Here is a 19,759-nt window from a genome sequence, read left to right as displayed (position 1 = left end):
GCAATACCAGCCCCGGCTCAGGGGCCGTGCAGGATCACCATATTGTCGCGATGAATGAGCTCCGGCGCCTCGATATACCCCAGGTGCGCCACGATATCATGGGTCGGCACCCCCAGAATCCGCGCAGTGTCCTGGGCGTCATAGTTCGCCAGCCCCTTGGCGACCGGCTCACCGTCACCGTCCACGCACAGCACCATGTCACCGCGACGGAAGCCGCCTTCTACAGCGGTCACCCCCACCGGCAAAAGACTCGAGCCGCGCTGACAGACGCGCGTTACGGCGCCCTGATCCAGCGTCAGCTTGCCACGCACCTGCAGTTGCCCGGCCAGCCAGCGCTTGCGCGCGGTCATCGGCGCGTGTTCGGGCACCAGCAGCGTGCCGATGTTCTCGCTATCGAGCAGGCGGGACAGCACGCGCGGCTGGCGACCACTGGCGATCAGCGTCAGCGCCCCGGAGCGCGCCGCCAGTCTGGCAGCGCGAATCTTGGTGGCCATGCCACCCCGTCCCAGCTTGCCGCCATCACCGGCCACGGCCACCCAGCGCGGATCATCGGCCTTGCCCTCGCTGATCAGCTGCGCATCGGCATCCTTGCGAGGATCAGCGTTATAGAGCCCTTCCTGATCGGTCAGGATGATCAGGGCATCAGCTTCCAGTAGATTGACCACCAGCGCGCCGAGAGTGTCATTGTCACCAAAGCGGATCTCATCGGTCACGACGGTGTCGTTTTCGTTGACGATGGGCACCACGCCCAGATCGATCAGGGTACGCAGCGCCGAGCGCGCGTTGAGATAGCGTTTGCGGTTGGAAAGATCGTCGTGGGTCAGCAGGATCTGCGCGGTGCGGATCTCAAACCGCGCGAAATGATCCTCGTAGCTGCGCACCAGCCCGGTCTGCCCGACGGCGGCCGCCGCCTGCAGATCATGCAGTGCGCTCGGACGCACCTGCCAGCCCAGCCTGACCATGCCTTCGGCCACGGCCCCCGAAGAGACCAGCACCACCTCGACGCCGCGCCGATGCAGCTCGGCCAGCTGATCCACCCAGCCGCCAATGGCGGACTCATCAAGGCCACGCCCGTCGTTGGTCAGCAGCGCACTGCCGATCTTGACCACCACACGCCGCACCTGATTCATCCGGTGGCGACCTTCTGCTACCGCCTGCTCCATCATCACGCTCTCCAGCTCCGGTCTCGTGCCCGGCAGGACTCAGGGCTTGTATTCCACTTCGACATCGAAATCATCGTCGTCGAAGTCATCGTCATCATCGACTTCATCACGGCGCTTGCGCCCGGCCATGAAGGCCAGCCGCGCTTCGGTACGCGCCACGGCCTCGGCCTCCATGCGCTCGCGAACGGCGCGCGTGCGGGCGGCGGCGTCTTCATCTTCCTGCTCGAGCTGGCGCTGCTCGACGAGCCAGCGATGCACGGACTGCACCAGCTCGTTCGTGCCCTGCCCGGCAATGGCAGAAATGCGAAAGATCGGACCCTCCCAGTTCAGCCGCTCGATAATACGCTCAAGCAGAGCCTCACGGGTCTCCTCATCAACAAGATCACACTTGTTGAGCACCAGCCAACGCGGGCTTTCGGCCAGCGTCGGGGAGTACTGCTCGAGCTCGCGAATGATCATGTCCGCCGACTCGACCGGATCACTCTCGTCAAAGGGCGCCACATCGATCACGTGCAGCAAAAGACGCGTGCGGGTCAGATGCTTGAGAAACCGAAGGCCAAGCCCCGCGCCATCCGAGGCGCCCTCGATCAGCCCCGGCACATCGGCCATGACGAAATGTTCATGCATGCCCAGCTTGACCACACCCAGATTGGGCACCAGCGTCGTGAAGGGATAGTCAGCCACCTTGGGGCGCGCCGCCGACACGGAACGGATCAGCGTTGACTTGCCGGCATTGGGCATGCCCAGCAGGCCAACATCGGCCATCAGCTTGAGCTCAAGGCGCAGCTCGCGACGTTCGCCCTCGCCGGCCGGCACACTCTGGCGCGGGGTCCGGTTGGTCGAGGACTTGAAGTGCACGTTGCCCAGCCCCTTGCGACCGCCCTGTGCCACCTTGAGCTCCTGACCCACGGCAGTGATATCACCGATGACCTCAAGGGTTTCAACATCAATGACGGTCGTGCCGACCGGCACCTGCACCACCAGATCCTCGCCCTTGCGACCGTTCATCTGACTGCCGCGTCCGGGCTGACCGTTGGGCGCCTTGTGAAAACGCTGAAACTTGAAGTCGATCAGGGTGTTGAGCGATTCATCACCGACCAGAATGACGCTGCCGCCATGCCCGCCGTCGCCACCGTCCGGGCCACCGCGCGGCACATACTTTTCACGGCGGAAGCTGACGCAGCCACTGCCACCGTTACCGGCTTCCACCGTGATCGAGGCTTCATCGACGAACTGCATGTCACTACTCCCGGCGACGAATCGCCCTGTATACAAAACCGGTTATCGAAAAACAAAGGGCTGCTGCTCAAGCCTGTCCGACCATCAGCATATCAGGCCCGGCATGGCATCAGCGCCCGTGAGTCCAGTGCATGGGGACCCACATGATAAAAAAAAGCCCCGCCTGAGCGGGGCTTTTAAGCAGATCAGCGGTCTCAGGCAGAGACGATGCTGACGTGCTTGCGCTTTTTCGGACCCTTGGTCTCGAACTTCACCTGACCATCGCGCAGGGCAAACAGGGTGAAGTCGCGACCGACGCCGACGCCTTCACCGGCGTGGAAGCGAGTGCCACGCTGGCGAACAATGATGCTGCCGGCAGAGGCTTCCTGACCACCGAAGAGCTTGACACCAAGGCGTTTTGACTCGGAATCGCGACCGTTGCGCGTACTACCTGCGGCCTTCTTGTGAGCCATGAGTATGACCTCCTGAAATGCGGAAAAACGCTTACGCAGTAATCCCGGTGATTTTGACTTCAGTGTACCACTGACGGTGGCCCTGACGCTTCATGCTGTGCTTGCGGCGACGGAACTTGAGAATATTGACCTTCTCGCCGCGGCCGTGAGAGACGACCTCTGCCTTGACAACAGCGCCCGACACCAGCGGTGCACCGATCTTGACGTCGTCACCGCCGACCAGCAGTACCTGATCGAAATCGATGCTGTCGCCCGTGGCCACGTCCAGCTTTTCAAGCTTGAGACGCTGACCTTCCTGGACGCGATACTGCTTGCCGCCGCTCTTGATTACTGCGTACATGGAATTCTCCAATTGACTCATCCGGTTGGCTGCTTCATCGACCTGTGGCAAGTGGCCCGACCTCACTCCGGATAACGGAGCATGAGCCATCTTACAGGGAGCACGATGAGTTAAGGGCGCGAATTATAACCGCCCGCGCGGACCAACTCAAGGCCCGGCATGATGCATCTTGACGCCCATGAAGGGGTTACCTAGCATACCCGGCATCCATGTCGCTTCGACGCCCGAAGGGCCTTCGAGAAGACTGCCCGGCAAACCCAAGCCCCCTGTTGTCCTGCCGGCCCGGGCCCATGCCTGCAGGGAATAGAAGCCCGAGGTTCACTGTGAACAGCCAAGTCGTTTCACCCAGCGTCTCCAGGACCCATGAACCCGTCATGGAAGACTTTGCAGCTGTTGACCGCACCATTCGCGCGCAGCTCGCCTCACATGTTCCCCTGATCGAGACGATCGGCAACTACATCATTGAAAGCGGCGGCAAGCGCGTCCGCCCGCTGCTGTCGCTCCTGTCGGCCAGGGCGCTGGGCTACGAAGGCCAGCAGCACATTACGCTGGCCGCCCTGATCGAGTTCATGCACACCTCGACACTCTTGCACGATGATGTGGTGGACGAATCCCATCTGCGTCGCGGGCGCGCCACGGCCAACGACACCTGGGGCAACGCCCCCTCGGTACTGGTCGGCGACTTTCTCTATTCCCGCTCGTTCGAGATGATGGTCGAGGTCGGCTCCATGCCGATCATGGCCGTACTCTCCAACGCGACCTCCATCATTGCCGAAGGCGAAGTACTGCAGCTGACCAATATCGGCAATGCCGATATCGATGAAGCCGCCTACTTCGACACCATCCAGGGCAAGACCGCCATGCTGTTCGAGGCGGCCTCCCATACCGGCGCCATGGTGGCCGGCGGCAGTGACGCGCAGATCGAGGCGCTCAAGCTCTATGGTCGCTACCTGGGACTGGCCTTTCAGCTCGTCGATGACCTGCTGGACTATCAGGGCGATGCCAGCGAGATGGGCAAGAACGTGGGTGATGATCTGGCCGAGGGCAAACCGACCCTGCCCCTGATTCGCGCCATGGCGGTGGGCAGCCCGGCACAGGCCAACGTGGTCCGCCGCGCCATCAACGAAGGCGGCCTCTCCTATCTGGATGAAGTGCTGGCCATCGTGCGCGATACCGGCGCGCTGGAGTACACGCGAGACCGCGCTCACGAAATGGTGGATCGCGCGCTCGAGCAGCTCGCACTGCTGCCGCCATCGCCCTATCGCGAGAGTCTTGAGCTGCTGGTACGCCAAGCGGTGGATCGCCATGCCTGAAGAGGCTTGCATTAATTGAAACACGACGTATAATGCGCACCGTCATGACGCACATGACTTTCGGAATATAGCTCAGCTTGGTAGAGCGCTGCCTTCGGGAGGCAGAGGTCGTAGGTTCGAATCCTGCTATTCCGACCAACACGATAAAAGCGCCTGTCCTCACCGACAGGCGCTTTTTTCATGCCCGCTCTTCAGATCTCTACACCCCTCTTCCCAGGCGTTTGCTGATAGGTGATCAGGCTGGCGATCTGCATGCGACACGCTATGCTGGCTCCATCGATACTCAAGACCGGAGCTCCCGTGAACGATAGCCTGTTTCCCGATCAGCAGCCTGCCAATGTCCATCATCTGCGCGTTGGCGAGATCGTTGTCACCACACTGATGGATGCCTGGATGCAGGGGTCACTGGAACTGATCCAGCATATCGATGCCTCACGTGCCGATACCCTTCAGACGCAGAGCCTGCGTCCCAACCCGCCGCGTATCACGCTCAACGCCTATCTGCTGCACATCGGCGATCAGCGCGTGCTGGTGGATAGCGGCTACGGCGCGCTGGCCGATGGCGAGGGCGGTCGTCTGTCACAGGGGCTTGCCGACATCGGCGTACTGCCAGAGGCCATCGATGCTGTATTGATCACGCATCTGCATCCGGATCACATCGGCGGTCTGATCGCCTCGAACGATCAACCGGCGTTTGCCAATGCCCGTATTCTGGTGCCGGGCAAGGAGCTGGATTTCTGGCAGCAGCCAGCGCCCGAGGATGCCTCCGACATGTTTGCCCAGCAGTTTGATGTGGCTCACCGCGTGCTCAAGATCAATCGCGACCGCATCGAGCGTCTCGAGGGTGATCAGGTCATGGAGGGGGTCACCCGTGTGGCCCTGTCGGGACATACGCCGGGGCACAGCGGCTACCTGATCGAATCCGGCGATGAGCGACTGCTGCTGTGGGGCGATATCGTGCATCTGCCGCAGATTCAGCTGCCCGAGCCGGATGCCGGCGTTCTTTTTGATGTGGACGGCGAGCAGGCTATGGCCACACGTAAAAGGATTCTTGAACGCGTCACCCGCGAAAAGCTCATGGTGGCCGGCCACCATCTGGACTTCCCCGGCATCGGCCATATCGTGGAAGACACCCGGGGCTATCGCTTCCTGCCCCACGTCTGGTCCCCCATCGTGTAAAACGAGCAGGGCCCCGACCATTGTCGGGGCCCTCGTGCTTCCATTCGGAACTTGCCGGCTATTCGCCCCGACCCCGGGTGCCGGCTCTGGCCATTTCCTGCCCGACATGGCCTGCAAAATCGATCAGCTGACGCTGATCCTGATAGCTCATGCTGCGCGGTAGATGATCGATGATGCAGACCGCGCCTATCGGCTGCTGCTGCGACGAATAGATCACCGCGCCGGCGTAAAACCGCATGGCAGCTTCTCCGGTCACCAGCGGACTGTCGCTGAAGCGCTCATCCAGCGTGGCGTCCTCGACCACCATGATGCGCGATGCCCTGATGGCATGATTGCAAAAAGTAATCTCTCGCGGCACCTGCTCGATCCCTTCCAGCCCGACTTCGGACTTGAGCCAGACGTTTTTATCATCCACCAGCGAAATCATCGCGATCGGCACGTGAAAGTCGCGCGCCATCAAACGCGTGATGGCATCAAAGCGTTCCTCGCGCGGGGAGTTCAGTATCCCGAGATCCTTCAGCGCCGCCAGCCGCTCCCTTTCCTGTTCTTCTGACCAACGTCCATTGTCGTCCACCATTTCCAGGCCTCTCTCATCAGACAGCGCCCCGACCGTTCCAGCCTCTGGCGCATCCATCACATGATCAAACTGCTGTGGGATTGTCTATCGACCGAAAAGCACGCCGCTTGATGGCGACAGGACAATATCAGGAGACGCCTCAATCAGGATACGATTCAGCCCTGTCCCTGCCGGGCTTCCAGTAACGCAAGGCTTGCCTCGATGTAGAGCCTTCGCAGGCTTCGGGCAATCTCTCCCGGCTGTCCGTTGCCGACGGGGCGCTGGTCAATCGAGATCACCGGATACACCAGCGACGTGGCCGAGGTCACGAAGGCCTCCCGGGCGTTTTGCGCCTCCTTGACGGTAAAGCCGCGCTCTTCAACCTTCATGTCGTGCTCTCTGGCAAGCGCCATGAGGGTACGCCGCGTGATGCCGTGCAAAAGCGAGCGGGACAGTTCGCGTGTGATCAGCGTGTTGTCGTGATCGACAATCCAGGCGTTGCTGGAAGAGCCTTCGGTCACCAGTCCTGACTCCACAAGCCAGGCATCATCGGCGCCGCGCTTTTTGGCCTCCATCTTGGCCATCGAGGGGTACAGCAGCTGCACGGTCTTGATATCACGCCGCCCCCAGCGCATGTCAGGCAGGGAGATCACTCTGAGCCCCTGCTCTGCCAGCGGGCTGTCGATGATCGCCTTCTGCTGGGTGAACGCCACCACCGTGACAGGCGTGTGCGCCTCGGGATAGACAAAATCCCGATCGGCAACCCCGCGGGTCACCTGTAGATAGACCAGCCCCTCCTGCAGCTCGTTTTTTTCGATGAGCTGGCGGTGGATATCGCGCAGGGCGTTATCGTTGAGCGACAGCGACATGTTCAGCTCGTTGAGCGAGCGATGCAGACGCGCGACGTGCCCTTCAAAATCCACCAGTCGGCCATTGAGCACGGCGGTGACCTCATAGAGGCCATCGGCAAACAGAAAGCCGCGATCAAAGACCGAGACACTGGCCTCGCTTTCCGGTACGTATCGGCCGTTGACGTAGACTGTTCGAGACATGAGCCCTTCCACTGTGCGTTGTCCTGCGCCATGAGCGCGCAGGTACTACGTTATTGTCAGGCCGTCATCACGGCCCATTACCCTGATCATATCAGCGCTGCCGGGGCACTGCGCGGTGGAACACACCGCCGCCCACCTGACGGTCATTCCCGGGCATGAGGACAGGCAGATGCAAGCCGGGCAAGGGAGGCGTAAAATGCGCGCCGCGAACCCGACCGGGTTCCTGACCCCCTTGGTCCGCCCCTTGCGAGGGCGACTGCCTGGAGAAGCACATGACATCCCCTGAAATACCCCACGAGGGCCCCATTGTAGTGGCCGCCCTCTACAAGTTCGTCTCCCTGCCCGATTTTGAGGCGCTGCGCGAGCCGCTGCTCGAGACCATGCGGTCCAATGACGTCAAGGGCACGCTGCTGCTGGCCGAGGAAGGCATCAACGGCACTGTCTCCGGCACACGAGAGAGTATCGACGCGCTGCTGGTCTGGCTCAAAAGCGACACGCGACTGCTGGATCTCGAACACAAGGAGTCCCGGGCGCAGGAGCAGCCGTTCTACCGCACCAAGGTCAAGCTGAAGCGTGAGATCGTCACCCTGGGCGTGGAAGGTGTTGATCCCAACCGCCGTGTCGGCACCTACGTCGAGCCCGAGCAGTGGAACGAACTGATCAGCGACCCTGAAGTGCTCCTGATCGATACACGCAACGACTATGAGGTCGAGATCGGCACCTTCGAGGGCGCCGTGGACCCGAAAACCCGCTCCTTTCGCGAGTTCCCCGACTACATCAAGGCCCATTACGATCCGACAAGGCACAAGAAGGTCGCCATGTTCTGCACTGGCGGCATTCGCTGTGAAAAGGCCTCCAGCTACATGCTGGAGCAGGGGTTTGAAGAGGTGTATCACCTCAAGGGCGGCATCCTGAAATATCTGGAAAGCGTACCCGAGCAGGATTCCCGCTGGCGCGGCGACTGCTTTGTCTTCGACAACCGGGTTACCGTGCGTCACGACCTGAGCGAAGGCGACTTTGATCAGTGTCACGCCTGCCGACGGCCTATTTCCGCGGAAGACCAGCGCTCCCCCTGCTACGAGCCGGGCATCAGCTGCCCGCACTGCTGGGACAGCCTGCCCGAGAAGACTCGTGCCGGCGCACGCGAGCGCCAGCGCCAGATCGAGCTGGCAAAGGCTCGCGGCGAAGCCCATCCCATTGGCCGCAATCCGCGCACCGGCCAGAACCAATAACCCCGCCCAAACGACCTTTTGGACCGCTCGTTCGGAGCGGTCTCTACCTGCCCTTTTGCCATTGACCTGATCTGACCTGATCCCGGTAGCCGAATTCGACCTGACATTAAATTAATATTAAAATAAAAGTTAGCAGGTTAACTTTTATCCGTGTCCCCGGCTTACCTTCTTGTCGACACGGCATCGCTGAATGCAGCCCCGGTATCAGGTACATCATGACATTTCATTGTTCTCTTTCGCCTCGAGCGCCCCTGTCTGACAAGTCGGTGTCAGACCAGGGGAACGGCGCTCCTCGCTCTGTCAGCCAGCCGACAATTACCACAACGGACGCGGCCGCCAACGAGCCCTGGGCCACCGCGATTCCAATATCGCAGCCCCATGCGCCACATCAGGACGTGATACTGCAAAGCGCCGGCGGACTCCTGAAAGCCGACGTCACCATCACCAGCCATGCAGGGGAAATTGTTGTGCGCAAGGATTACCGTCTCTGGCAGGGTACGGCGCTGGCGCCGCTGGCACGCTATCTGGTGAATCGTGAAGCGCGCATGCTCGAGCGCCTCGGCGGCTGGTCACATACCCCGGATTTCAAGGGATTTGATGGGCGCTACGCCTTTTACATGTCACATATCGAGGGTGTTGATCTGGGCGAAGCCCGGCGACACAACATGCCCGTGCGCTATGGTGACATTCAGCGTATGGTCGCCGAGCTGCATCGTTTTCACATTACCCACAACGATCTTCGCTGGACCAATATTCTGGTCAGGCCCGACGGTCACATGGTGCTGATTGATTTTGCCTCGGCCTTCCATGCCGCCCCCGGCAGCCTCCTGCATCCCATCATGAATCGGCTGCGCCGTACCGATATAGCAGGCACCTTCAAGTTCAAACGCAAGCTGACCGGCCGAGCGTTAACGCCCACCGAGCAGCGCCTGAAAGCCGCCCCGCGCTGGCTGCTGCTGATGCGAAAAGGGTGGAAGCATTACCTGCTACCACGGCTCAAAAAGGGTTGACTGCAGTCGGGCTTCAGCGACCCTCAGGGGCCTCCGCCTTGCTGGACACACTGACATCAGGTTCAAGATAGCGCTGCCAGAGCGCCTGAACAGCTTCACGATGCTCAGCGAAACCGGCCTCCAGCACCAGTGAGCCGGAATTCGTGAGCGCGGCGCGATGGCTGGCATCGCGATAGGCAAGCCAGGCTTTTCTGAGTTGCTCAGCGCCTTCAAACGGCAGATGGCCGGATGATTCCAGCGTTTCCAGAATGCGAATGTTGTCGGTATAGGTCAAAAGCGCCCTCTCCCTGTGCGCCATCGCCAGCACCGCGAACTGGTTCATGAACTCGATATCGACCATGCCGCCCGGGTCCTGCTTGAGATGAAACCACCCGGCACTGCGCGACTGCGCGCTACTGCCCAGATGCTGGCGCATCTTCTCGCGCATGGCGACCACCTCGCGCTTGAGCATGTCCACATCCGTCTCCCTGGAGAGCGTCTCGCGGCGAATCTCGTCAAAGCGACCTGCCAGCGCCTGACTGCCGGCCACGGCACGGGCGCGAACCAGCGCCTGATGCTCCCAGACCCAGGCCTCGCGGCGCTGATAGTCGGCAAAGGCCTCCAGCGAAGACACCAGAAGTCCCGAATTGCCCGACGGGCGAAGGCGCATGTCCACCTCATAAAGCACGCCGGCCGGCGTGGTGGTGGTCAGCATGTGAATGATGCGCTGGCCCATGCGGGCATAGAAAACCGGATTGTCCAGACTGCGCGCGCCATTGGTGCTGCCGCGCGGGTCAGCGTCATGCAAAAAGACCAGGTCCAGATCGGAGCCGTAACCCAGCTCGATGCCGCCGAGCTTGCCATAGCCCACGACCAGAAAATCGACGTCCTCGGCACCGGCGTAGCTGCCGTCACGCCGGCGAGGATAGCCATGACGCGCCGTCAGCCCCTGCCAGGCCAGGTTCACGACAGCTTCGAGCACCACCTCGGCAATCATGGTCAGATGATCGCTGACCACCATTAACGGGCGGGCGCCGGCCACATCGGCCGCCGCCACATTGAGCACCCGGGCGTGACGAAACAACCGCAGCGCCTCGAGCTGGCTCTCTTCATCCCCGGGCGGCAATCGCGACAGGGTCTGGCGCAGCTCGTCCTCGAGCTCGCTGCGCTCGGGAGGCATGTAGAGGTTGCGCGGGTCCAGCAGCTCATCAAGCAGCACCGGATAGCGCGCCAACTGTTCGCTGATCCAGGCACTGGCGCTGCACAGGCGCACGAACTGCGTCAGCGCATCGGGGTTTTCCTTCAAAAGCGACAGATAGGCCGTCCGGCGCAGCACCGCCTCTACCAGTGCCAGTACGCGCTCAAGCGTAATGTCCGGCATCTCGGTGGTGGCCACGCTGGATAAAAGCAGTGGCATCAGCGCTTCGAGACGCTCGAATCCGATACGCTGCATGCCGGTCACGGCGCGCCCGTGGCGCAGCCTGAGCAGACGCTCGCGCGCTCGGGGCGGGTCGCGAAAGCCGGATTCGGACAACAGCGCAATCGCGGCCTCATCGTCAAAGGCCTCCTGCCAGAGCGCCCGCCACTCTTCCAGCGCCCCGGCTTCGATCAGCTCGTGGTCTTCCTCTTCCGGTGGCGCGATCACCTCATCGAAGCGCTCGCGTACCCGGCGACGCACCTCATCGAGATGCGCGACCAGGTCCTCCCACTGCTCATGCCCCATGGCAAAGGCAATTCTTGCCCGCGGCAATGCCTCCTCGGGCAGCGACTGGGTCTGGCGATCCTCCAGCCCCTGCAGGGCATGCTCGAGATCACGCAGAAAGACATAGTCGGCCTGCAGGGCACGCACGTCGTGGCGCGACATGATCTCGAGACGTTCCAGCTCGACCAGCGCCCGCTTCAGCGACGGCGTCTGCAGCTCGGTCACCCGCCCACCACGGATCAGCTGGAAGGCCTGAACCACGAACTCCACCTCGCGAATCCCGCCGGCACCCAGCTTGATATCATCTTCACGCCCGCGACGTCTGACCTCGCGATTGATCAACGCCTTCATCTCGCGCAGCGACTCGATCGCGCCGAAATCGATATATTTGCGATAGACGAAAGGTCTGAGCTCGCCCAGAAGACGCTGTCCCGCCTCAAGATCGCCGGCCACCGGACGCGCCTTGAGCATGGCGTAGCGTTCCCACTCGCGGCCCTGACTCTGGTAATAGGACAGAAGGCTTGCGAAGCTGCCGGTCAGCGGCCCGCCATCGCCCAGCGGGCGAAGCCGCATGTCGACGCGAAAGACAAAGCCGTCGGCCGTGATGGCATCAAGCGAGGCAATGACCTTCTGCCCCAGCCGGGTGAAGTACGCCTGATGCTCCAGAGAGCGTTCGCCACCGTGGGTCTGGCCCTTTTCGGGATAGGCAAAGATCAGATCGATATCGGAGGAAAGATTGAGCTCGCCGGCGCCCAGCTTGCCCATTCCGAAAATCACCATGCGCTGGGGGCGCCCGTCGCTGTCCGGTGACGGCTCGCCGTAGCGCTCGGCCAGCGCCTTCTCGTGCCAGCGCAGCGCCGCCTCCATGCAGACCTCGGCCAGTCGCGAGACCGCCGCCGCAATGCTCCAGGCATCGGCGTAGTCGTTTCGATCGCGCCAGATGATCGCCACCATGCGCTCTCGACGAAACCGGCGCAGTATTCGCTGCAGATCCGCCTCGGTCGCGGCGTCTTCAAGCGCGCTGTCAAGCCAGCCCTCGAGCGTCTCGCGGCTCGGGGCCGCCACCAGCTCTTCCCGGGCGAGCAGGCGGTCCAGCATCACGCCATCGTGGGAGAGGGCACGGGCCACAAAATCGCTCGCGGTGATGGTAGTGACCAGCTCCCGCGTGCGCTCTTCGCCCAGACGGGCCAGCAAGGCGTCATCAAACGTCTCGAGGGTACGACGTGCCTGGGACTGCAGGGCTTCAGGCAGACCTGTCAGGACGGCTTGCAGTGACATGGAAGAGCCTCTCTTTGATCCTTTGCCTGTCAGCATAACGAAGATTGCAGTCCGAGCCATCACCCCGCATGCTTGTCGGGCACGAAAGGCGCTGTTTCGCGATGACAGGACGATCAAGGAGTTGCCATGGCCGAGGTTATTCCCTTCAACGGGCACTATCGACACGATCATCGGGAACCGCATGGCTGCTTCGATGCCCATCTGCATATCATCGACCCGGATTTTCCCTTGATCGCCAATCAGGGCTATCGCCCCGCCTTTTTCACCATCGAGGATTATCAAAAGGCTGTCCGCGGACTCGACGTTCGCGGCGGTGCCGTCGTCTCGGGTTCCTTTCAGGGTACGGACCAGACCTGGCTGCTGGCGGCGCTCGAGGCACTGGGCGGTGATTTCGTGGGCGTGACCCAGCTGCCCGACGAGGTCAGCAACAAGCGACTGCTCGAACTCGACGAGGCCGGCGTGAGAGCCATCCGGTTCAATCTACGCCGCGGTGGCCATCAGGATATCGGCGCCATGATTCGCCAGGCCCGACGCGTTTTCGATGAGGTCGGCTGGCACTGCGAGATCTACGCCGATGCCCGGGAGCTCGCCCCGCACCTGACGCTGCTGCGCGCATTGCCATCAATGGTCATTGATCATCTGGGGCTGTCGCAGGAAGGGCTGCCCACTCTGCTGGCGCTGGTCGAGGCCGGTGCTCACGTCAAGGCAACAGGCTTCGGACGCGTATCGATGAACGTGCCGGCCACGCTTGCCGCCATTGCCGACATCAATCCCCATGCCCTGCTTTTTGGAACGGACCTGCCGGGCACGCGTGCGCCCCGCCCTTTCCGGGACAGCGATATCGAGCTTTTGCATAATACCCTGGGCGATGCCCATGCCATGCTGGCCCTGCATGACAATGCCGTCGCCCTGTATCGGCCGCGCGGCAGCGATAGCGTGGCCTGAACCCGCCTTTTAACCCTCATCAACGCTTTTTATCTGCTGCCGGAGCCTGACACTTTTGCTTGCTGATCAAATCCCTGCTTCTCCCGCCCTGCGCTGGCTGCTGCTGTTGAGTGCCTGCGCACTGGCCAGTCTTGTACTGCAGCTGGTGCACATGCCGGCCGGTGCCCTGATCGGTCCGATGGCGGTTTCAGTAGTCTTTGGCGTCACGATCGGCGGTCTGAAGCTGCCACGGGTGCTGTTCAAGGGCGGACAAGGGGTGATCGGATTGTTGATTGCCCAGGCCATGACCCTGACGGTGCTCTCCACCATTGCCGACAGCTGGCCGGCCATGGTGCTGGCCACCGTGGTCACGCTGGTGCTGAGCACTGTGGTCGGCATTTTGCTGGTGCGCTACGGCGGACTGCCCGGCACGACCGCGGCCTGGGGCACCACCCCGGGCGCGGCGGCCGCCATGGTCGCCATGTCGGAGCAGGCCAATGCTGATCCGCGAATTGTGGCCACCATGCAGTACGTGCGCGTGATCTGCGTGATCATGGCCGGCGCCCTCGTCAGCCATTTTCTGGGGGTGTCGGGCGAAAGCCATGCGCCCTCTCATGCCATGACGTGGAATCTTCATGGCCTTTTGTCCTTTGCCGTCTCGATCGCGCTGATCGTTGTGGGTATTTTCATCTGTGACCGTCTGCTGCCGGCCGGTGCCCTGCTGGGGCCGATGCTTCTGGGCACCGTGGCACAGGTCTCCGGTGTGATCGACATTCAACTGCCGCTGCCGTTGCTGGAAGCCGCCTACGCCTGCATCGGCATCTATGTGGGGCTACGCTTTGATCGCCAGACCGTGCGCAACGTTACCCATGCCTTCAAGTGGATGTTTCTGGCGTCCATCATGCTGATCGCCTTCTGCGCGCTGTCGGCGCTGATGCTGGTGCCACTGATGCACAGCGATTTTCTGACGCTGTATCTGGCAACCAGCCCGGGCGGGCTGGACTCGATGACCATCATCGCCCTCGATACGCATGCCGATGTCGCGATCGTTGCCGCCCTGCAGGCGCTGCGCCTTTTCACCGTGGTCCTCATCGGCCCGGCCATGGCGCGCTTTATTGCCCGCTTTGCTCGAACACCATCCAATCAGGCCTGATCGCCCTGTCAGGGCGCAGTCCTGTCCACCCAGACCTCAACCGGAGTTCCCCGCGATGCCCATCATTCACGTTGTTGCCGGCTGTCTGCTCGATCAGGATCGCCGCCTGCTGGTGGTCAGAAAGCGCGACACCCAGTACTTCATGCTGCCCGGTGGCAAGCCCGAGCACGGCGAGACGCCTCTGGCCACCCTGGCGCGGGAATGCCGGGAAGAGCTGGGCGCCTCGCTGGAGGAAGATGAGCTGGCCATGCTGGGCCGCTTTCGAGCCCGGGCAGCCAACGAGGCGGACACCCATATCGATGCCGACGTTTTCATCATTGAGGCGCTGGCAGACACGCCACGGGCCTGCGGTGAGATCGAGGAGGTACGCTGGATAGCACTCGATGACGATACGCTGTCGCTGGCGCCGCTGCTCGCCGATGAGGTTCTGCCGGCACTGCGCCAGAGATTCGACTGACATGACCGACAGCGATTCATCCCTGCCCCTTGAACGACGCTTGCCGCGCCGATATGTAGCGCTGGCGCTGCTCAGTACCCGCAACGAGGTACTGCTGATACGCCGTGAACACCAGACACGCTACGGCCTGCCCGATACCGGCGTTGATCGGGTGGCCGACGACGACGCGCTGATACACGCCGTCACGACGCTTCAGGCCACAATGCTTGCCGAGGATACGGCTGTCCTGAACTGTGCCTGGCTGGGGCGCTTTGCCGCCCCGGACGACAGCGGTCGGCTCGACATGCTGGAGGTTTACGTGGCCCGTCTGAATGATGCGAAACTGCAGTCTGACGTGGCCTTCGAGCGCGTCTGGGCGCCGCTCGCGTCGCCGCCGCCCGAAGACATGATCGACCCGGCCATCGAGCTGCAGATCATGCCGGCGCTGGCATCGCTGATTGATCCTCAGGCACCCTCCCCGCAGTGATCGACACTGGCTCGGGCACTCACACGATGTTATAGCTGGCGTGTGACTTCCAACCACCTGCAAAAGGGTCATGTCATGGATAAGCTTGAAATGCATCACACTCTGATGGCCGCCCGGGCTCGTCAGAAGATGAGCTGGGATGATCTGGGGCAGGCCGTGGACCGCTCTCCGGTCTGGGTCGCCTCCGTGTGCTACGGCATGAACAGTGCCCCGCCCGACATTGCCCAGAAACTCGTGCAGGCGCTGGGCCTTGAGGATGACGCGCTTGTCGACGCCATAAAGGCTTATCCGACCAAAACCTGGGATGGCGCCATCCCGCAGGACCCGCTGATCTATCGCCTTTATGAGGTGGTCGGCGTCTACGGGCCGACACTCAAGGATGTCATTCAGGAAAAATTCGGTGATGGCATCATGAGCGCCATCGACTTCTCGATGGACGTCGAGCGCGAACAAGACCCGAAGGGAGATCGCGTCAAGATCACCATGAACGGCAAGTTTTTACCCTACAAGAGCTGGTAGCGTTCGCACACCTCGGTCAGCACCAGAAACACGGGCCAGAAGACCCATGGTCGAATGGAATGCGTCATGGTGATTTACCCGTCATTTATCGTTATGTGCCCTGCGTATTTCGGGTATACCGGGGAAATGGTCGCACCGGCGCCAGAGCGATACGGCGTCCATGTCGCACCGGAATACCCTTTCTATACAAGGCTTTTAATGCCGCATCTGCAATCGATAAATGGGCATGAAGGCATGATCTGTGTGCATGCATTGAGCCGATTGCCTGGTGACCGACCACGAAAAACGGCCCGAGGCGGGTCGCCTCGGGCCGTTATTTCAGGAACAAATGGGGAACGGATCAGACCAGACGGGCGACCAGCAGGCTGCCCCACACCAGAAAGGCAAACAGCACGCAGAGAAAGACGGCGGCCGAGCCCAGATCCTTGGCACGTCCGGAGAGCTCGTGGTGCTCGACGCCGATGCGATCCACCACGGTTTCCACTGCGGAATTGAGCAGCTCCACGGCCATGACCAGCACCGCACTGCCCATCAGCAGGAGCCACTGCATCAGGGACTGCCCCAGCCAGAAGGTGGCCGGCAGCAGCAACACGGTCACGATCAACTCCTGGCGAAAGGCCGCCTCATTGTGCCAGGCGGCCGTCAGCCCTTTCCATGAGTAGCGGGTGGAATGAAATAGCCGCTTGATACCGGTATGCGCGGGCTTCATGCAGAGGATTCCTGTCCATGGATCACAGGTATTGCAGACCACCTGCCATCTTTAAGGGGAGTCGGCATCCTACCAAAGCAGTGGACCGGGGGGCCACGGCCCGCGCCTGCCCGGGCATCAAAAGATGCTGTCCGCCTCCATCAGAAGGCACGGCATTTGACCAGCCTCGACGGCCGATCGGACAGATCTCAGTTGCTGGCAATCATGGTATCGATATCGCTGGAAACTGCCTCAAGGGTGGTCGTCCAGTTGATGTAAGGCGTGGGAGCCCGGCCGTTGACCATGACCGTGAAGGCGCCCCAGCGTCCGGACTGCGTCCGGAAATAGCCTGCCACGGCGCGTACCGGCACCGGCTCGTTGAGGGTGCCGGTCTTGATCATGACGCTTTGCTGAAAGCGCTGACTGCCGCGGCGGATGAAATTCATCGGGCCGTTGACCGGCGTTTGCATGCCTGCCACGAAGACCGGAAAGAGCGCCGGCTGGTGGTACATGTAATCCAGCAATGCGGTGACCCCACGGGCGCTGGTCTGGCTTTCCGGCGTCAGGCCGCTGCCGGAACGCAGGTTGACCGGACCGTGTCCGGGAATGCCATTGGCGAATGCATTCAGTGTCGCCCCGGCGCTGGCCATGGTGGGATTACCGCTCACCAGATCCAGCGCCAGCACGTCGGCCATGAAATTGTTGGAGTAGTTGAGCATGCGCAGGATCTGCTCCTGCAGCGGCTTGCCATCGACTGCCGACAGTACCTGCGTCGAGTCCGACGGGCGCGTTGATGTGGACGCAAAGCCACCGGTCACGGCAATGCCGGCGTTTTGCATGAGTGATTCAAGCGTTTTGAGCGTCTGATCGGTCGGGTTGGCGCTGGAGCGATAGACACTGCTGGGGCCGCTGCCCAAGGGTATCTGCCCTGAAACCACCAGTGTGTCCTGGCCGTTGAGAGTGGTACGCTCGGCGCTGATGGCGGTGTTGCCCTGCGCCACGGTCGTGACGCGATTATCGACCTGCGTCAGCGGCGTCGTCCCGGCACAGCTGGCAAGGCGCGCCGGGACCCCTTCTGCCTCCCCCGGCATCACGCGCGTGCACCAGGTCGCGAAGTCCACCGCCGTAGAGGTGAGCTGGGCATCGAAGGCGTGTCGGGTGCGGGTGCGCGCATCGCATCGATCCGTGGTCACACAGGTCACCGGTCCAAAGCGCCACTGGCTGGCCAGTACCCGACCATCAATGCGGCGAATACCGCGGCTGGCCAGTCCCTGCACCAGCAGCCAGTAGTCCTCGCTGGTCATGCCCGGGTCGCCGCCGCCATCAAGAATCAGATCGCCCTTGAGCACCCCATCCACGATGTCGCCGTCGCTGCGAAGCTCGGTCGTGAAGCGCTTCTGCGGCCCCCACTGCGAGAGCGCTGCTGCAGCCGTATACAGTTTCGATACCGAGGCCGGTGTCATCTGCTGATCGGGCGCGATACTGCCCAGGGACTCACCGCTGTCCAGAAGGCGGGCCTGAGCACCGACGACAAATCCCTTTTCCGCCAGCGCGCTGGTGGCGGGAAAGCCGTCGGCAAGAGCGCTGGCGGTCAACGCCAGCAACATCAGTGAGGAGAGCAGCAGGCAGGACAAAAGACGTACGACAGCCGGGCGATTCTCGCCTACGACATCAATCCTTGCAGGCATGAAGGGTTTCCCTGTTCCATGGGCAGCTTGATTAAGCCTCAGAGTAATGGGCATGCCTGTACCGTGGCAATGCGCTCATCTAGGATTTGCGCATTTTCGCGACCCTACTGCGCGTTCATTTTTGAAAAGCACTGCAGCACGATCACACCTGCCACAATCAGGGTGATCCCCAGCATGGCCGGTGCGTCGGGGCGTTCTCCAAAGATCACCATGGCCACCAGCAACGTCAATACCATGCCAAGCCCCGCCCAGATGGCGTAGGCCACGCCCACCGGCATGCTCTTGAGCACCACCGACAGAAGGTAAAAGGCGAGCGCGTAGCCCAGGACCGTAATCAGACCGGGCCCCAGCCGGGTAAAGGTGTTGGAGGCCTTGAGCGCGTTGGTGGCAATGACTTCGGCGCAGATGGCCAGAATCAGATAGAGATAGGGCAGCCAGGTCATGGATATTTCCTTTCAGGGTGTTTCGCAGGCCATGATGCGTTGCACATCATGGTGTCGCGCGAAGGGCTTCCAGCGTCGCTTGAGTTGATGGCTTTAATTGGCATTCGAGCTGCCACAGCGTATGAGCGCTGTCGAAATACTTGTGTTCAAAGGCACTGATGAAATCGCTTTCCGGCGTCAATGACAGCGTGCCGACATGTGGCGACTGCCCGATAGCCTGCCGGATGGCCTGAGCGAACTCCTCGACATAGATCCGCCAGTTGCTGCGAAGCTCCAGTGCCCCGCCCAGTGCCAATAAAACGGGAAATACCGGATGAGCATGCCAGCGCCTTTTGAGCTGGGACGCCTTGGGGTAGGGATTGGGATAGAACAGACAGTGGCGCATCGGCTGCCAGCCGGCCAGGTGTGCCAGACGCCAGAAATCGACCAGATCGGCTCGCACCAGCAGGGCGTTGTCGGGGAAGGCGCCCAGCTCACGGGAGTAATCCCGCGACAGGCGATCGGCGCTGCGATCGATGCCCAGTACGCAGGCCTGCGAATGATGATGTGCCAGCTGCCGGGTCGAACGTCCCGTGCCGCAGCCGGCGTCCAGAATCAGCGGCCCGCCGTGCGCCTGATAGAACCGCTGCGCGTGCTCGAAGGCCGCTCGGGTGTGATCGGCAATCGGACGCTGCCACTGGTTGTCGAGGGCGCGTTGAACGTAATGGGAAAGATCAGGATGAAGCCCCTGCTGGGTCGAATATACCGGCGTGGAATTGGAGAACATGGCAGTGTTTAAAATAATACTGGGGGGACTTTGCTGGCACCGTCTGATGCCAGCCCCTGACTTCTGAATATCGCATGACATGCAGGCATGGCTTCAGCGGTTTCCGGAGACGCATGGCTATACAGCCATTACGCTGCTGACGAACCTCATCAATGCCTTG

General features: G+C 61.7%; 20 protein-coding genes and 1 tRNA gene. 10 read left to right on the top strand and 11 right to left on the bottom strand.

Annotation, left to right across the window (positions count from 1 at the left end; translation table 11 throughout):
* Window positions 1-17 precede the first annotated feature (17 nt).
* The 4 genes from proB to rplU all read right to left on the bottom strand — a co-directional run bounded on the left by proB (window position 18) and on the right by rplU (window position 3,194).
* Window positions 18-1,163: a glutamate 5-kinase gene (gene proB, locus BM079_RS13370; RefSeq protein ID WP_175489709.1), complete on the bottom strand. Its 1,146-nt coding sequence runs from the start codon at window positions 1,161-1,163 to the stop codon at window positions 18-20.
* Window positions 1,164-1,202: 39 nt separating this feature from the next.
* Complete coding sequence (cgtA, locus tag BM079_RS13365) at window positions 1,203-2,402, bottom strand: Obg family GTPase CgtA (RefSeq protein ID WP_090134925.1); 1,200 nt, start codon at window positions 2,400-2,402, stop codon at window positions 1,203-1,205.
* 194 nt (window positions 2,403-2,596) lie between these two features.
* Window positions 2,597-2,854, bottom strand: a complete 258-nt coding sequence (gene rpmA, locus BM079_RS13360; protein WP_086621944.1) for a 50S ribosomal protein L27 — start codon at window positions 2,852-2,854, stop codon at window positions 2,597-2,599.
* 31 nt (window positions 2,855-2,885) lie between these two features.
* On the bottom strand, window positions 2,886-3,194 hold the full coding sequence (rplU, locus tag BM079_RS13355) for a 50S ribosomal protein L21 (RefSeq protein ID WP_090134923.1): 309 nt from the start codon (window positions 3,192-3,194) through the stop codon (window positions 2,886-2,888).
* 374 nt (window positions 3,195-3,568) lie between these two features.
* Between rplU and BM079_RS13350 the strand changes: the two genes are divergently transcribed.
* From BM079_RS13350 to BM079_RS13340, 3 genes are all read left to right on the top strand, one after another.
* Window positions 3,569-4,507 carry a polyprenyl synthetase family protein gene (locus BM079_RS13350; RefSeq protein WP_245743044.1) on the top strand — a complete coding sequence of 313 codons (939 nt, stop codon included), beginning with the start codon at window positions 3,569-3,571 and terminating at the stop codon, window positions 4,505-4,507.
* 61 nt (window positions 4,508-4,568) lie between these two features.
* Window positions 4,569-4,645 (top strand) — tRNA-Pro (locus BM079_RS13345).
* Between the two features lie 162 nt (window positions 4,646-4,807).
* Window positions 4,808-5,686, top strand: coding sequence for an MBL fold metallo-hydrolase (locus BM079_RS13340; protein WP_175489704.1), 879 nt, complete (start codon window positions 4,808-4,810; stop codon window positions 5,684-5,686).
* 58 nt (window positions 5,687-5,744) lie between these two features.
* Here BM079_RS13340 and BM079_RS13335 read toward each other — a convergent pair whose 3' ends face one another.
* Both BM079_RS13335 and BM079_RS13330 read right to left on the bottom strand, forming a co-directional pair.
* Window positions 5,745-6,263, bottom strand: a complete 519-nt coding sequence (locus BM079_RS13335) for a GAF domain-containing protein (RefSeq protein ID WP_175489703.1) — start codon at window positions 6,261-6,263, stop codon at window positions 5,745-5,747.
* A 155-nt stretch (window positions 6,264-6,418) separates the two neighbouring features.
* Window positions 6,419-7,294: a D-amino-acid transaminase gene (locus tag BM079_RS13330; RefSeq protein ID WP_090134913.1), complete on the bottom strand. Its 876-nt coding sequence runs from the start codon at window positions 7,292-7,294 to the stop codon at window positions 6,419-6,421.
* 272 nt (window positions 7,295-7,566) lie between these two features.
* Here BM079_RS13330 and trhO point away from each other — a divergent pair, with 272 nt between their 5' ends.
* Both trhO and BM079_RS13320 read left to right on the top strand, forming a co-directional pair.
* Window positions 7,567-8,526 carry an oxygen-dependent tRNA uridine(34) hydroxylase TrhO gene (gene trhO, locus BM079_RS13325; RefSeq protein WP_090134911.1) on the top strand — a complete coding sequence of 320 codons (960 nt, stop codon included), beginning with the start codon at window positions 7,567-7,569 and terminating at the stop codon, window positions 8,524-8,526.
* Between the two features lie 395 nt (window positions 8,527-8,921).
* Window positions 8,922-9,536, top strand: coding sequence for a lipopolysaccharide kinase InaA family protein (locus BM079_RS13320; protein ID WP_090134908.1), 615 nt, complete (start codon window positions 8,922-8,924; stop codon window positions 9,534-9,536).
* A gap of 13 nt (window positions 9,537-9,549) precedes the next feature.
* Here BM079_RS13320 and glnE read toward each other — a convergent pair whose 3' ends face one another.
* Entirely contained in the window at window positions 9,550-12,495 is a 2,946-nt protein-coding gene (gene glnE / locus BM079_RS13315; protein ID WP_090134906.1) for a bifunctional [glutamate--ammonia ligase]-adenylyl-L-tyrosine phosphorylase/[glutamate--ammonia-ligase] adenylyltransferase, read from the bottom strand.
* Window positions 12,496-12,621: 126 nt separating this feature from the next.
* On the opposite strand from glnE, the gene BM079_RS13310 reads away from it, so the two are divergent.
* The 5 genes from BM079_RS13310 to cynS all read left to right on the top strand — a co-directional run bounded on the left by BM079_RS13310 (window position 12,622) and on the right by cynS (window position 16,014).
* Window positions 12,622-13,440, top strand: coding sequence for an amidohydrolase family protein (locus tag BM079_RS13310; RefSeq protein WP_090134903.1), 819 nt, complete (start codon window positions 12,622-12,624; stop codon window positions 13,438-13,440).
* Window positions 13,441-13,495: 55 nt separating this feature from the next.
* Entirely contained in the window at window positions 13,496-14,572 is a 1,077-nt protein-coding gene (locus BM079_RS13305; RefSeq protein WP_175489702.1) for an AbrB family transcriptional regulator, read from the top strand.
* A 55-nt stretch (window positions 14,573-14,627) separates the two neighbouring features.
* The gene (locus BM079_RS13300; protein WP_090134900.1) at window positions 14,628-15,029 is read left to right on the top strand and encodes an NUDIX hydrolase; all 402 of its coding nucleotides are present in this window, start codon (window positions 14,628-14,630) and stop codon (window positions 15,027-15,029) included.
* A 1-nt stretch (window position 15,030) separates the two neighbouring features.
* A complete protein-coding gene (locus tag BM079_RS13295) occupies window positions 15,031-15,495 on the top strand; it encodes a hypothetical protein (protein ID WP_090134898.1) in 465 nt (154 codons plus the stop codon).
* Window positions 15,496-15,570: 75 nt separating this feature from the next.
* Window positions 15,571-16,014, top strand: a complete 444-nt coding sequence (cynS, locus tag BM079_RS13290; RefSeq protein ID WP_090134895.1) for a cyanase — start codon at window positions 15,571-15,573, stop codon at window positions 16,012-16,014.
* Window positions 16,015-16,354: 340 nt separating this feature from the next.
* Here cynS and BM079_RS13285 read toward each other — a convergent pair whose 3' ends face one another.
* The 4 genes from BM079_RS13285 to BM079_RS13270 all read right to left on the bottom strand — a co-directional run bounded on the left by BM079_RS13285 (window position 16,355) and on the right by BM079_RS13270 (window position 19,599).
* A complete protein-coding gene (locus BM079_RS13285; RefSeq protein WP_090134892.1) occupies window positions 16,355-16,723 on the bottom strand; it encodes a diacylglycerol kinase in 369 nt (122 codons plus the stop codon).
* A 188-nt stretch (window positions 16,724-16,911) separates the two neighbouring features.
* Window positions 16,912-18,390 (bottom strand): D-alanyl-D-alanine carboxypeptidase/D-alanyl-D-alanine endopeptidase, encoded by a 1,479-nt coding sequence (gene dacB, locus BM079_RS13280; RefSeq protein ID WP_175489701.1) that lies wholly within the window; start codon window positions 18,388-18,390, stop codon window positions 16,912-16,914.
* A 104-nt stretch (window positions 18,391-18,494) separates the two neighbouring features.
* On the bottom strand, window positions 18,495-18,833 hold the full coding sequence (locus tag BM079_RS13275; RefSeq protein WP_175489700.1) for a DMT family transporter: 339 nt from the start codon (window positions 18,831-18,833) through the stop codon (window positions 18,495-18,497).
* Window positions 18,834-18,879: 46 nt separating this feature from the next.
* Window positions 18,880-19,599, bottom strand: a complete 720-nt coding sequence (locus BM079_RS13270) for a methyltransferase domain-containing protein (protein ID WP_090134890.1) — start codon at window positions 19,597-19,599, stop codon at window positions 18,880-18,882.
* Between the last annotated feature and the right edge of the window lie 160 nt (window positions 19,600-19,759).

This window comes from Kushneria avicenniae (assembly GCF_900112585.1).
Taxonomy (GTDB): domain Bacteria; phylum Pseudomonadota; class Gammaproteobacteria; order Pseudomonadales; family Halomonadaceae; genus Kushneria; species Kushneria avicenniae.
This window is presented reverse-complemented; position numbering and strand designations above follow the sequence as displayed.

Bases quoted from the DNA above. Each gene is read 5' to 3' on its own strand.
- proB (WP_175489709.1), bottom strand. From the start codon at position 1,163: ATGGAGCAGGCGGTAGCAGAAGGTCGCCACCGGATGAATCAGGTGCGG.
- cgtA (WP_090134925.1), bottom strand. From the start codon at position 2,402: ATGCAGTTCGTCGATGAAGCCTCGATCACGGTGGAAGCCGGTAACGGT.
- rpmA (WP_086621944.1), bottom strand. From the start codon at position 2,854: ATGGCTCACAAGAAGGCCGCAGGTAGTACGCGCAACGGTCGCGATTCC.
- rplU (WP_090134923.1), bottom strand. From the start codon at position 3,194: ATGTACGCAGTAATCAAGAGCGGCGGCAAGCAGTATCGCGTCCAGGAA.
- BM079_RS13350 (WP_245743044.1), top strand. From the start codon at position 3,569: ATGGAAGACTTTGCAGCTGTTGACCGCACCATTCGCGCGCAGCTCGCC.
- BM079_RS13335 (WP_175489703.1), bottom strand. From the start codon at position 6,263: ATGGTGGACGACAATGGACGTTGGTCAGAAGAACAGGAAAGGGAGCGG.
- BM079_RS13330 (WP_090134913.1), bottom strand. From the start codon at position 7,294: ATGTCTCGAACAGTCTACGTCAACGGCCGATACGTACCGGAAAGCGAG.
- trhO (WP_090134911.1), top strand. From the start codon at position 7,567: ATGACATCCCCTGAAATACCCCACGAGGGCCCCATTGTAGTGGCCGCC.
- glnE (WP_090134906.1), bottom strand. From the start codon at position 12,495: ATGTCACTGCAAGCCGTCCTGACAGGTCTGCCTGAAGCCCTGCAGTCC.
- BM079_RS13310 (WP_090134903.1), top strand. From the start codon at position 12,622: ATGGCCGAGGTTATTCCCTTCAACGGGCACTATCGACACGATCATCGG.
- BM079_RS13300 (WP_090134900.1), top strand. From the start codon at position 14,628: ATGCCCATCATTCACGTTGTTGCCGGCTGTCTGCTCGATCAGGATCGC.
- BM079_RS13295 (WP_090134898.1), top strand. From the start codon at position 15,031: ATGACCGACAGCGATTCATCCCTGCCCCTTGAACGACGCTTGCCGCGC.
- cynS (WP_090134895.1), top strand. From the start codon at position 15,571: ATGGATAAGCTTGAAATGCATCACACTCTGATGGCCGCCCGGGCTCGT.
- BM079_RS13285 (WP_090134892.1), bottom strand. From the start codon at position 16,723: ATGAAGCCCGCGCATACCGGTATCAAGCGGCTATTTCATTCCACCCGC.
- dacB (WP_175489701.1), bottom strand. From the start codon at position 18,390: ATGCCTGCAAGGATTGATGTCGTAGGCGAGAATCGCCCGGCTGTCGTA.
- BM079_RS13275 (WP_175489700.1), bottom strand. From the start codon at position 18,833: ATGACCTGGCTGCCCTATCTCTATCTGATTCTGGCCATCTGCGCCGAA.
- BM079_RS13270 (WP_090134890.1), bottom strand. From the start codon at position 19,599: ATGTTCTCCAATTCCACGCCGGTATATTCGACCCAGCAGGGGCTTCAT.